14 protein-coding genes are annotated in these 12,888 nt (G+C 38.1%); 10 read left to right on the top strand and 4 right to left on the bottom strand.

The features are described from left to right. Window positions 1-31: 31 nt before the first annotated feature. On the bottom strand, window positions 32-388 hold the full coding sequence (locus tag ACL9RH_RS07290; RefSeq protein WP_422692700.1) for a hypothetical protein: 357 nt from the start codon (window positions 386-388) through the stop codon (window positions 32-34). 118 nt (window positions 389-506) lie between these two features. Between ACL9RH_RS07290 and ACL9RH_RS07285 the strand changes: the two genes are divergently transcribed. The 6 genes from ACL9RH_RS07285 to ACL9RH_RS07260 all read left to right on the top strand — a co-directional run bounded on the left by ACL9RH_RS07285 (window position 507) and on the right by ACL9RH_RS07260 (window position 7,892). Then, window positions 507-761 (top strand): DUF1294 domain-containing protein, encoded by a 255-nt coding sequence (locus ACL9RH_RS07285; protein ID WP_422692699.1) that lies wholly within the window; start codon window positions 507-509, stop codon window positions 759-761. Window positions 762-1,162: 401 nt separating this feature from the next. Further along, window positions 1,163-2,971, top strand: a complete 1,809-nt coding sequence (gene typA / locus ACL9RH_RS07280; protein WP_422692698.1) for a translational GTPase TypA — start codon at window positions 1,163-1,165, stop codon at window positions 2,969-2,971. Window positions 2,972-3,096: 125 nt separating this feature from the next. Continuing rightward, complete coding sequence (locus tag ACL9RH_RS07275; RefSeq protein ID WP_422692697.1) at window positions 3,097-4,704, top strand: glycoside hydrolase family 10 protein; 1,608 nt, start codon at window positions 3,097-3,099, stop codon at window positions 4,702-4,704. Window positions 4,705-4,901: 197 nt separating this feature from the next. Beyond that, the gene (locus ACL9RH_RS07270) at window positions 4,902-5,453 is read left to right on the top strand and encodes a ferritin (RefSeq protein WP_422692696.1); all 552 of its coding nucleotides are present in this window, start codon (window positions 4,902-4,904) and stop codon (window positions 5,451-5,453) included. 182 nt (window positions 5,454-5,635) lie between these two features. Continuing rightward, a complete protein-coding gene (ychF, locus tag ACL9RH_RS07265; protein WP_422692695.1) occupies window positions 5,636-6,727 on the top strand; it encodes a redox-regulated ATPase YchF in 1,092 nt (363 codons plus the stop codon). An 85-nt stretch (window positions 6,728-6,812) separates the two neighbouring features. Continuing rightward, on the top strand, window positions 6,813-7,892 hold the full coding sequence (locus tag ACL9RH_RS07260; RefSeq protein WP_422692694.1) for a hypothetical protein: 1,080 nt from the start codon (window positions 6,813-6,815) through the stop codon (window positions 7,890-7,892). Window positions 7,893-7,955: 63 nt separating this feature from the next. Here ACL9RH_RS07260 and ACL9RH_RS07255 read toward each other — a convergent pair whose 3' ends face one another. The 3 genes from ACL9RH_RS07255 to ACL9RH_RS07245 form a co-directional block, all read right to left on the bottom strand. Next, window positions 7,956-8,207, bottom strand: coding sequence for a hypothetical protein (locus tag ACL9RH_RS07255; RefSeq protein ID WP_422692693.1), 252 nt, complete (start codon window positions 8,205-8,207; stop codon window positions 7,956-7,958). Window positions 8,208-8,608: 401 nt separating this feature from the next. Then, window positions 8,609-8,770 (bottom strand): hypothetical protein, encoded by a 162-nt coding sequence (locus ACL9RH_RS07250; protein WP_422692691.1) that lies wholly within the window; start codon window positions 8,768-8,770, stop codon window positions 8,609-8,611. 47 nt (window positions 8,771-8,817) lie between these two features. Then, entirely contained in the window at window positions 8,818-9,012 is a 195-nt protein-coding gene (locus ACL9RH_RS07245) for a hypothetical protein (RefSeq protein WP_422692689.1), read from the bottom strand. 231 nt (window positions 9,013-9,243) lie between these two features. Between ACL9RH_RS07245 and ACL9RH_RS07240 the strand changes: the two genes are divergently transcribed. The 4 genes from ACL9RH_RS07240 to ACL9RH_RS07225 are packed head-to-tail and all read left to right on the top strand — an operon-like array spanning window position 9,244 to window position 12,840. Continuing rightward, on the top strand, window positions 9,244-10,269 hold the full coding sequence (locus ACL9RH_RS07240; protein ID WP_422692688.1) for an SDR family oxidoreductase: 1,026 nt from the start codon (window positions 9,244-9,246) through the stop codon (window positions 10,267-10,269). Between the two features lies 1 nt (window position 10,270). Further along, window positions 10,271-10,927, top strand: coding sequence for an NAD-dependent epimerase/dehydratase family protein (locus ACL9RH_RS07235; RefSeq protein WP_422692687.1), 657 nt, complete (start codon window positions 10,271-10,273; stop codon window positions 10,925-10,927). Continuing rightward, a complete protein-coding gene (locus ACL9RH_RS07230) occupies window positions 10,924-12,054 on the top strand; it encodes an MBL fold metallo-hydrolase (RefSeq protein ID WP_422692685.1) in 1,131 nt (376 codons plus the stop codon). The genes ACL9RH_RS07235 and ACL9RH_RS07230 overlap by 4 nt, the downstream gene beginning before the upstream one ends. Before the next feature lie 6 nt (window positions 12,055-12,060). Further along, window positions 12,061-12,840: a helix-turn-helix domain-containing protein gene (locus tag ACL9RH_RS07225; protein ID WP_422692684.1), complete on the top strand. Its 780-nt coding sequence runs from the start codon at window positions 12,061-12,063 to the stop codon at window positions 12,838-12,840. Window positions 12,841-12,888: the final 48 nt, after the last annotated feature.

Here is a 12,888-nt window from a genome sequence, read left to right as displayed (position 1 = left end):
CTTTGTTAGATTTATAGACTAAGAGTTAATCTCAATTCAAAAACTCCGAACCCTTCACCCTCACACAATACTCACTCCCCAAATACAGAGGGTTGCCATGCTTCTCAGACCAAAAGCCATCCAGAACATCTTTACTTAAACAACGGTATACGGCCACTCCTTTGTAGATTTTCTGATCATCACCTTCATAATTGAAATTGAGAACCAAGATCTGATCTTTGTAAAACCCCGTGCCATGCTGTACATGATCGCCAATGAGCCATTGCGCGACTATTCGGTTAAAGGAATCGATCGCTAAGGTTAAAGTGCCATAGTAAGAAATATCGGAAGATTCTTCCTGATTGCTTCCTTTAATAGAATAAGTTCCTGCAAGATCCTGTACTGTCATTGATTTGTTTTTTACGAATGGCAAATGTAAAAAATCCTGTTCTGGAAACATAGTCAATCACTAAAAGTATTTTACTCTATCAATTAAGTCTTATTTTTGCTGGAAAATTAACGTAAGGATGATTACTTTTCTGCTGATTGTTAATCTGATCACTTTTGGTGCTTTTGGATTTGATAAATGGCAAGCCCGGAAACACCAGTGGAGGATTTCTGAGAACACTCTTTTAGGCCTTTCTTTATTGGGTGGAGTAGTAGGCGCCGCTTTAGGAATGATCCTGTTTCATCATAAAGTTTCTAAGAAGTCGTTTCTGGTGAAGTTTTTCATTGTGGTTTTAATAGACGTTGTATTACTTTACCGTTTCATAAGGCATTAACAGACGATCTTCAAAATATTTTTACGAATGATACAATAGTAAGGAGATCAGAGCAAATTGATTGTCTGTTTTTTCCTAACTTTATCACAGAATTCAATGAATACTGAAAAGACAAATAAAACCGTTCAAGAGATCAATAAAATATCAGAATCGGTATTAAAATACCGCAGAACATGGAGTTTTCATATTAGGCAAAGGTTTTGCCAGAGTGGTAATAAAGGTCTTTTGAAGAGAATCTATGTACGGCCCAGGCCTGTGCACGAACCATAAAAAAAGAATGTTTTTTAACCGGTCTTTTTTATGGTATTGTAAATTAGTATTTTAAACAAAATATTAATTATTTAGATAAGCAAATATTTTTTCATTAAAATTCACTACTTTTGCACCCGTAAAAATCTTTTATGCAAAACATTAGAAATATTGCGATTATCGCACACGTTGACCACGGGAAGACGACCCTGGTTGACAAAATTATACACGCTACCAATATTTTCAGAGAAAATCAGGAGAGTGGAGAGTTGATTATGGATAACAACGATCTTGAAAGAGAAAGAGGGATCACCATCTTATCCAAGAATATTTCTGTTACTTATAAAGACACAAAAATTAACGTAATTGATACCCCTGGTCACGCCGATTTCGGAGGTGAGGTAGAAAGAGTATTAAAAATGGCTGATGGGGTAATCCTGTTGGTGGATGCGTTCGAAGGACCAATGCCACAAACAAGATTCGTACTTCAGAAAGCTTTGGAACTAGGATTGAGACCACTAGTGGTAATCAACAAAGTAGACAAACCAAACTGCCGTCCGGACGAAGTTCACGATCAGGTATTTGATTTGTTCTTCAACCTTGAGGCTACTGAAGAGCAGTTGGATTTCCCTACATTCTACGGGTCTTCTAAACAAGGTTGGTTCAACACTTCATTAGAACAAACTGAAGATATTTTACCATTATTGGATGGTATCTTACAATATGTACCGGCTCCAAAAGTAACTGAAGGTAACCTTCAGATGCAGATTACTTCTCTGGATTTCTCTTCTTTCTTAGGAAGAATTGCGATCGGGAAAGTAACAAGAGGAGAAATTAAAGAATCTCAGTGGATCGGTCTTGCTCAGGCAGACGGTAAAGTGGTAAAAGGAAAAGTAAAAGAACTTTACGTTTTCGAAGGATTAGGAAAGAAAAAAGTAACTGAAGTACAGGCAGGAGATATCTGTGCTGTAGTAGGTTTCGATTCATTCCAGATTGGTGATTCATTCGTAGATCTTGAAAATCCTGAACCATTGGAAAGAACGGCTATCGATGAGCCAACGCTGAACATGACGTTCTCTATCAACAATTCACCTTTCTTCGGTAAAGATGGTAAATATGTTACTTCTAACCACCTGAAAGAAAGATTAACAAAAGAATTAGAGAAAAACCTTGCTCTAAGAGTTCAACAGACTGACGATGCAAATACATTCTTAGTATTCGGTAGAGGTATTCTTCACTTATCTGTTTTGATTGAAACAATGAGAAGAGAAGGGTATGAAATGACGATTGGTCAGCCACAGGTTATTTTGAGAGAAGATGAGAGCGGACAGAAACTGGAGCCTTATGAATCTTTGGTAGTAGACGTTCCTGAAGAGTATGCATCAAGAGTAATCGACCTTGCTACTCAGAGAAAAGGTGACCTTCACATCATGGAAACTAAAGGAGAAATGCAGCACATGGAATTCGAAATTCCTTCAAGAGGTTTGATCGGATTACGTTCTCAGATGTTGACTGCTACTGCTGGTGAAGCTATCATGGCACACCGTTTCACAGAATATAAGCCTTTCAAAGGAGCTATTCCTGGAAGAAACAATGGAGTACTGATCAGCAAAACTCAAGGACCTGCTACAGAATATTCTATTGCTAAACTACAGGACAGAGGTAAGTTCTTCGTAGATCCGGGTGAGGAAATCTACGCGGGGATGATCATTGGTGAGCAAAACAAACCTGGAGATCTTGTTGTAAACATCGTGGAAGCAAAACAGTTGAACAACATGAGAGCTTCTGGTAAAGATAAAGATACTGGTGTTGCTCCGAAAATCTTATTCTCTCTTGAAGAATGTATGGAATACATCCAGGGTGATGAAGCAATTGAGGTAACTCCTAACTTCATCAGAATGAGAAAGAAAATCCTTTCTGAAGAAGAAAGAAAAAGAGTAGAAAGATCTGCAAAAGCATAATAAAAAATCTTATACATAAAATCAAAGCCTCGATTTTCGAGGCTTTTTTTCTATATAAACCCGGTAAAATGCTTATTTTGGCATAATAATCTCTAAGAAATAAAAAATAATATAGTTTCAAGACTATGAGAATAAACAAATTAAAACTTATCGTTTTACTGAGTGTTTTTGCTTCTTACACTACCTCATGTTCCGTTCAGAACAATGTTGTAAAAACACCATCCACAAAAAATCCGACCAAACCTACCAATAATACAAACCCACCCAAAGTACCTGTTGCGACAACACCAGGAACGGTGGCCTCTACAGATGACAACTTCAGAACCAATCTTCCCGAAATCAAAAGAGAATTCCGTGGAGCCTGGATCGCGAGTGTGGCCAATATCAACTGGCCTTCAAGAAATGATCTTACCGTAGAACAGCAGAAAGCAGAAGCCATCAGCATGCTGGATATGTTGAAGAATAACAACTTCAACGCGGCTATTTTTCAGATCAGACCTTCTGCCGATGCTTTATATACCAGTAATATTGAGCCCTGGTCTTACTTTTTGACTGGAGAAACAGGAACAGCTCCTTCTCCCAATTACGACCCGCTTCAGTTTTGGATTGAAGAAGCCCATAAAAGAGGATTGGAACTGCATGTATGGCTGAATCCTTATCGTGCTCATCATACCAATGGAGGTTCGGTGAGTAAGCTGTCGATGGCCAACAAGCTTTCCGATATTGTCGTAAGATTAAAGAACGGAATGTACTGGTTTGATCCTGCCAATCCGAAAACACAGGGGCACGTTTCCAACGTAGTAAGAGATATCGTGAAAAGATATGATATAGATGCGGTTCACTTTGACGACTATTTTTATCCTTACGCCGCTTACAATAAAGGAGCAGATTTCCCTGATAATGCAACCTGGAATGCCTATGTAAGCAGCGGCGGAACATTATCAAGAGCCGATTGGAGAAGAGATAATGTGAATAAATTCGTAGAACGTATCTACAAAGAAATTCATGCAGAAAAAAACAATGTGAAATTCGGGATCAGTCCATTTGGAATCTGGAAACCGGGATATCCGGCAGGCGTAGTAGGATCATCACAATACGATGAGCTGTATGCCGATGCTAAATTATGGCTGAATAAAGGTTGGGTAGACTATTTCTCTCCACAGCTATACTGGCCTATTGAATCTAAAGGCCAGAGCTTTGAAGGTCTGCTAAGCTGGTGGCAGTCTGAAAATACAATGAACCGCCACTTATGGCCGGGACTGAATACGGTAGAAATCAGAGTTTCAGATCGTCCGACGGAAATTAAAAATCAGATTGAGATCTCCAGAAAGATTCTTAAAAACGATGCCGGGGAAATTCACTGGAGCATTGCCGGACTTACCAAAAATCCTAATATGCTGCCTGTATTGAAGAATGGTCCTTACAGCGAAAAAGCCCTGATTCCAAAATCACCATGGATCAAAACAGTGCCAATGCAAACACCCACTTTATTTGTAACGGATAATGGAAGCTTTGCACAGACCAGCTGGAGTATTAAAAATGTTTCAAATGTTTTCCAATGGGTGCTATTTACTCAATATGACGGAGTGTGGCAGACGGATATCTTAACGCTGGATACCATTTCAAAAGATATTCCTAAGTTCAAAGACGGTAAAAAACTGAATGCCATAGCCATTAAAGCGATTGACAGATTAGGCAATGAAAGTGATTACTTCGCGAAAAAGATAAAATAATTTTTAGCTGATCAATAATAAAGGCCCGGTTCTTAACTGAATCGGGTTTTTTATTTTAGAATAACTATAAATTATGCATTTAAAATATTGATAATCAGATATTTTAATTTTATATGAATCATTGTTTATAAAGAAAATAAATCTATGGGAATCATTTTTGCATGAAGAATATCATAATCACCAAAATATAAAACATTATGAATACTAAAAGACTTTCCACAAAAATGGAAAAAGCACTTAGCGATCAGATGAACAAAGAAATTCACGCATCACACGTATTTTTATCGTATGGAATATGGGCGGATGATAAAGGCTACCAGGGAATTGCCAACTTCCTGTACCGCCATTCTCAGGAAGAAAGAAACCATTCGATTAAATTCATGGAATATATTCTCAACCGAGGTGGAAAGCCTAAAGTAAATGCCATACCAGCCCCTCCGGCAGATCCTAAAACACTTACAGCCTGCTTCGATGGCGTTTTTAAACACGAAGTAGATAATACCACAGCCATTTACAACATCGTAGACCTTTCTATGGAAGAAAAAGACTGGGCAACCTGGAATTTCATGCAGTGGTTTGTACAGGAACAGATTGAAGAAGAAACGTTAGCACAGAACTTAATTGATAAATTGAAAATTGCAGGAGGAGACAGAGCTACGGATGAATCTTTGTTCACCCTTGATAAAGCTTTACAGGAAGCCCCTAATGACGTTCCTCTGGCGCAGAATGCCACAGGTACCAATCCTTAAAATAAAAACAGGAAAACACAACCCGTTTGAAAAATCTGTCAGAGTACTGACAGATTTTTTATTATGAAACTCCCTTAAAAAACACTATCTTTGCACACTCGTAATTCAAGATTCTGCGTATAATGCTTACCATGAGAAAAACCTTGAATTGCCTTTAAACCTTAAACTTTGAATTTTACAATATGAAATGTGGAATCGTAGGCCTGCCGAATGTAGGTAAATCAACTCTTTTTAACTGCTTGAGTAACGCAAAAGCTCAGTCAGCAAACTACCCTTTCTGTACCATTGAACCTAACCTTGGAACGGTTTCTGTACCAGATCAGAGACTTTTTGAACTGGAGAAAATCGTAAAACCGGAGAGAGTGTTACCGGCAGTGGTGGAAATCGTTGATATTGCAGGTCTTGTGAAAGGAGCGAGTAAAGGAGAAGGATTGGGGAACCAGTTCTTGGCTAACATTCGTGAGTGTGAAGCTATCATCCACGTTTTAAGATGTTTTGATAATGGAAATATTGTTCACGTTGAAGGTTCAGTAGATCCGTTAAGAGATAAAGAAATCATTGATATCGAGCTACAGCTGAAAGACCTTGAAACCGTAGGAAAAGCAGTTGAAAAAGCTAAAAAATTCATCAAATCCGGTAAGAAAGAAGACATCCTTACGTATGAAACCCTTCAGAATTTACAGAAATTCCTTGAAGATGGTAAAAATGCGAGAGAATTTGCAACCGATGATTTTGCAAAATCAATCATTGGAGAAGTTCAGCTTTTGACCAACAAGCCGGTACTTTACGTTTGTAATGTAGACGAAAACTCTATCAAAAACGGAAACGAATGGATTGGTAAAATTGCAGAAATGGCTCAGAACGAAGGAGCAGAGGTAGTTGTATTAGCCGCTCAAATTGAAGCTGATATCAACGAGCTGGAGACTTTTGAAGAAAGAGAAATCTTCCTTGATGAGCTAGGGCTTACAGAACCAGGAGTAAACCGTCTGATCAGAAAGGCATATGACCTTTTAAAACTTCAGACATACTTTACTGCAGGAGTAAAAGAAGTAAGAGCATGGACGATCGGACAGGGATGGACGGCTCCACAAGCTGCTGGGGTAATCCACACCGATTTTGAGAAAGGTTTCATCCGTGCAGAAGTAATCAAATACAACGATTACATTACTTACGGTTCTGAAGTAAAGATTAAAGAAGCCGGAAAACTTTCTGTAGAAGGTAAAGAATATATTGTACAGGATGGTGACATCATGCACTTTAGATTCAACGTATAAGAAAATATTAAAGTTAGTTTGTAATAGAAAGGCGCTTCCATGAATTTGGGAGCGCTTTTTGCATTCATCCCCACAAAATTTAATCATGAAAATTCTATATCTTATCCTTCCGGTTCTGTTTCTTTCCTGCTCTCAAACCATTGAACAAAGATGCTTTATCAATAGCAATGATCAAAAGTTCGAAGGGTATAAAGAATCTAAACCTTATACCGCACAACAAATTTTAAACGAAAAGCCTGATTATCTTGATATCGTAAACCTCAAAAAATTCAGAAGCTTTAAGAAAGACAGTATTGCCTCTCATCCTTCCCGAAACTATGAAGAATTAGATAAAATATATAAAAAGCAGGAAACAGACTTTAAACTCTTCCGGGAAAAGTTTTCAGATCAGTTTTTCTTTCACTTTCAGCAAGATACAGGAAATGTTTTATATGCTCTGGGACAGAACCGATTGGGATTTTGGTTACTTACCATTGAAAATAATAAACATGCTGCTTACTTCCTTGGTTTGAGCTTCAGTCATTATTATTTCAATAAAACTCAGGAATTGCCTATGATAAAAGATGGTTTTCTACAGCTCGAAGGAAGTTTGGTCAAAATTGTAAAAGTGCCTGGTCTTCCGGGATATGACGATTATTCTGCAATGGAAGATGGTAAACTCTTCAAAATAAACTTAAAAAGTTTGATGAAAGATTCCGATCAGGACGGATATAATGATATTTTTGAGAAAAGCTTTGGCTTGAATCCTGAGAGTAAAGATACAGACGGAGACGGAATCAATGATTTTGATGATTTGAATCCGATGTTCAGATCTGAAAAAAATAAATTTGCACAGCTGTACGAAGATCTTTTGCCGGATTTTAATGCAGAGATGATGAAAAAATTACGGTATACATTTTCTGTCTATAAAAGCGACTGCGATTATTTTCATCAGATCAATCCCCAATATAGAGTCCTTTTTATTCCTGAAAGTACAAAGAAGCAACCCTATTATGTAAGAATGACAGATGTTACAAACAGGAGTCTTTCGAAAATCCAGAAAGACGATAAAGATCCGGATACGGTCTATATCTATGAATCCGGAAGCAGCTTTACGAATGATTATAAAGCAAAGTATGTAAAAGGGAAATGGATCTTGGAAAATATTGGGGGAACTGTTGTTTAAGTTTCCTATACAGTAATAAAAAACTGCTCCCTAAAATCAGAGAGCAGCTTTTTTGTTTTTTACTTAAGAAAGAGGAATGCCTATATCGAATCTGCATTTCGGTTCTATACATTCTATAGAGTACATCACACAGTTATTAACTATATCTGTACATCTTACAGATCCTCCCTCGCCATCTTTACAATCTGGTTCATAGCATGCAGGACCATGTTGCACGCATACACCGCCACTCTTGCAAAGTTTTACACCTCCGGCAATTGTTCTCAGCTCTTTTTTACTTAGTTTTTTTGCGTTCTCAGACATTTGCTTTTTCATGGTAATTGATTTAAATGAATTTGTTATTAGTTAGTTTTAAGGTTCTTGAATTGAAAAGCTCTTTTTAGAGATGTTGTAAAAGCCAATGATAGGCCTTTATATCTAAAACGGACTACCTGTATCGAAGTGGCATTGAGGTTCTATACATCCCATGGAATAAACAACGCATTTATTCAAGATATCTGTACATTTTACAGGTCCTCCACCTCCCGGTTTACACGTTGACTCATGACATGAAGAGCTACTTTGTGTGCATGCATTATCTTGCATACATAATTTTACGCCTCCAACGATGTTTTTCAGGTCTTTTTTACTTAATTTTTTTGCATTCTCTGACATTTGTTTTTTCATGGTAATTGATTTTAAATGAGTTTGTTATTAGTTTAAGTTTTGTATGGATGTTATTCAAGTTCAATAGTAGGCTGGCACTGAGGTTCTGCACAGGCCAATGAAAATCTTTTACAGGTAAGGTCCGGGAGTAAACACATTTCTTTTCCCCCGGTAATGACTCTTAATTGTTTTTTATTTAATTTTTTTCCGTGGTTTAAGTCCTGATTTTTCATACGATATAATTTTTGAATTGGGTGATTATGGTATAGAAGTATTGGGGTTATGGTCTGCAGATTTTTTGTGCACAGCCTACTGAAATGGTTGTACAGTTTCTTACATCATCTGGTGGATAGGTTTCGCATGGGACATCCGGAGTGCAGATCCTCGGTTGCATACAATCCAGCATACCTCCCTGAATTGTTCTTAGCTGTTGCTTGTTAAGCTTTTTGCCGATTTGTGAGATTTGATTTTTCATTATTTTGATTTTTAGTGAGTTAGTTTTGACGAATGTAATAAAAATAAACGAAAATATATCACTCAATTAAGAAAAATGATTAATTTTTTAAACAAAGTACGATTGGTGTTGATAATTAAACTAACTTGAATACAATAAATGTATTGGACTTTTCAACACAATAAAAATGGACTTTTCAACACAATTTATATGCTGCCTATTGCTGATATTTGCTCTATAAATATTGAACAAATGGAAAATAAAGAAACAGTTTTAGTGACAGGAGGTTCAGGCTTTATCGCCTCATATTGTATCATCACCCTTCTTAATAATGGATTTAAAGTAAAAGCGGCAATCCGTTCCCTTAAAAAGGCTGATCTGGTAAAGCAAATGCTTAAAGAAGGTGGAATACAGTCTTTTGAAGACCTTTCTTTCGCAGAAGCAGACCTTGAAAATGAAGCAAGCTGGGAAAAAGCAGCTGAAGGCTGTCAGTATGTTATACACACGGCTTCACCGACCCCTCATACCGATGCGAAAACAGAGGATGACTTTGTGATTCCGGCTAAGAACGGAGTTCTTTTTGTATTGCGGGCTGCCCAAAAAGCAGGGGTGAAAAGAGTGGTTTTGACTTCTGCGTTTGGTGCTGTAAGTTATGGAACATTTAAAAATACGCCTTATACGGAAGAAGACTGGACAGTCATTAATGATACCGTAGCTCCTTATCAGCGTTCCAAAACAATCTCAGAAAAGGCAGCATGGGATTTTATAAAAAATGAAGGAAATGGAATGGAATTATCAGTTGTAAACCCAACAACTGTATTGGGACCCGTTTTGTCTGCAGATTATGCACATTCCTTGCAGGTGATTAAGCAGATGTTGAATGGTGAGATGAAAGGGTGTCCCAAACTGATTACCGGATTTGTAGATGTACGGGATGTTGCCGATCTTCACTTTAAAGCAATGACGATGCCTGAAGCTAATGGACAGCGTTTTCTTGCGGTGGCGGGAGAAGCCCTTTCTATGCTGGAAGTGTCAGCGGTTCTTAGAAAGAATCTGGGAAATATAGCTCATAAAGCTCCGACAAAAGAACTTCCTAATTGGATGATAAGGTTGTTTGCTGTTTTCAATCCGAAGCTCAATATGATTGTTCCCCATTTAGGACTTGTCAAAAGAGCCAGCAGCGAAAAAGCAAAAAGTCTTTTAGGATGGCAGCCACGAAGTGCAGAAGAAGCCATAGTAGCTGCTGCAGAAAGTTTAATCAAATTTAACCAAATTTAAAATGAAAATAATCATCACAGGAGCAACTGGGTTAGTAGGAGAGGGCGTTTTACTCGTCAGTCTTCAAAATCCGGATGTAAAAGAAATACTGGTGATTGGGAGAAAACCGCTCAACCGGCAGCATCATAAACTGAAAGAACTTGTCGTAAAAGATTTTTCAGAAATAAAGAACTATTCGGACGAACTTAGAGGATATGATGCCTGCTTCTTTTGTGCAGGAGCAAGTTCTGTCGGCGAAACCGAAGAAAGTTTTACCCAAAAAACCTATCATTTTGTGGTTCCTTTTGCAGAAGCATTATCCCGGATCAATTCCTCAATGACATTTATTTATGTTTCAGGAAACAGAACCGACAGCACAGAACAGGGAAAGGTAATGTGGGCAAGGGTAAAAGGAAGAACAGAAAATGCTTTACTCAAACTGCCTTTTAAAGCTGTATACAATTTTCGTCCGGGATTTATGAGGCCCGTAAAAGGTCAGCAGAATGTCCGTTTTATTTACAGGGTGTTTGATGCTTTAGCTCCTTTATGGTATATCATATTTCCCGGCTGGATCTGTAAAATGCAGGAAGTGGGCTCAGCCATGATCAATTGTGTTGCTAAAGGGTACGATAAGCCTATACTGGAAGTCAAAGATATTAAAACAGCGGCCACCTTATGAAGAAGTTTCTAAAGATCATAAAGAGAACAGCCGTTGTCTTACTCTGTCTGATCCTGATTGGTGTTTCCGTTGTTTACTTCTATATGAAAAAACCTCAATTTGGAGCATTACCGGAAGGATACCGACTGGAAATGATTAAAAAGTCACCTCATTATAAAGGTGGGAAATTCAGAAATCTGATAGAAAAACCAACCATTACACCAGGCTACAGTATGTCAGGTGAAATATGGAGGTCTCTGGTTGAAGAATATCCGCATACTGAACCTTCAGACAGCCTGCCTTCGGTAAAAACAGATCTTAAAAATATTCCTGCCGACAAGAATGTCATAGTATGGTTTGGGCATTCTTCCTTCTTTCTGCAGTTGGATGGGGTGAAAATCTTAGTAGATCCGGTCTTTAGCGGTAAGGCTTCACCGTTGCCATGGGGGGTAAAAGCATACCGAGGAAGTGATATTTACACTGCCGAAGATATGCCTCAGATCGATTATATGCTGCTTTCTCATGATCACTATGATCACCTCGATTATGAAACCGTAAAAGCGCTGCAATCTAAAGTACAATATGTGATCTGTGGACTTGGAGCAGGCGCCCATTACGAAAAATGGGGCTATACAAAGCAACAGATTCTCGAAAAGGACTGGGGAGACCGACAGGAAGTGAAACCCGGCTTCTCTATCTTTACAGAAAGCACCCATCACGATGGCGGGAGAGGATTTAAAAGTTCACAGGCTTTATGGCTGTCTTTCTTTATTCAGTCACCTTCTATGAATGTATATTACAGCGGTGACGGAGGGTATAGTGATCGTTTTAAAAAGATAGCTGAGAAATATCCCCCTATCGACTGGGCTATTATGGAATGCGGACAGTACAATAAAGCATGGCAGTCTGTACATGAACTTCCTGAAGAAGTTGCTCAGGCCGTTACCGAATTAAAAGCGAAGAATATGCTGCCCGTTCACCATTCTAAGTTTACCTTAGCAAGACATCCATGGAATGAACCGCTGGAGAAGATTTCCCAACTTTCACAAGGGAGGCCTTATCGCCTTGCCACACCTATGATTGGAGAAATGGTACGTTTGGATGATCCTGCGCAGATATTTAAACCATGGTGGAAAACTGTAAAATAATATCTCATGAAAATAACTGAAATAAAATCCTGTTTTGTAGGTCCTGCCATATCACCGGAGCAGTTTATTACTGAACATTTCTTTTTGTTTCTTGCAAAAGGCATGATGAACGGCTATGACGGAAATAAGCATTACACTCTGAAACCTGGTGACAGCTGTATCGTACGGAAGAACAGGCTGGCGCGGTATAATAAGCAGAGGGATAATAATGAATTTGAAAAGGTGATCTTCATTTTTGACGAACCCTTTTTACAGGAATTTCATAAAAAGCATAAGGTGTCTTTTCAGAACCATCAGTCTAATGATGCTTTTATTCAGCTTAAAAAAGATCCCTTGATCAATAGTCTTCTCCTTTCGCTGGAGCCCTATTATACAGATTCGGGGATGGTAAACAATGCATTTTCTGATGTGAAAAGAGAAGAACTTCTGCTTATTCTTTTGCAGCTGCACCCCGAATTGTCCGATATTCTGTTTGATTTTGGAATTCCGGGGCGTATTGATCTTGAAGAGTTTATGCAGAGAAACTACAAATTTAATGTCAGCCTGGAACGTTTTGCTTTTCTTACCGGACGCAGTTTATCTGCTTTTAAAAGAGACTTTAAGAAAATTTTTAATGAAACGCCTAACCGTTGGCTGGTGAAAAGAAGATTGCAGGAAGCCCGTTTTCTGATCGAAGAAAAAAGGCAAAAACCAACAGATATTTACATTGATTTAGGCTTTGAAGACCTGTCTCACTTTTCTTTTGCTTTTAAAAAAGAGTTTGGAATATTGGCAAGAAATCTGTAGCTTTTCAATCATCTTAGAATAAATTGAAGAATGACGATCCATTAAAAC

The organism is Chryseobacterium sp. Mn2064, assembly GCF_049319685.1.
Classification (GTDB): Bacteria; Bacteroidota; Bacteroidia; order Flavobacteriales; family Weeksellaceae; genus Chryseobacterium.
This window is presented reverse-complemented; position numbering and strand designations above follow the sequence as displayed.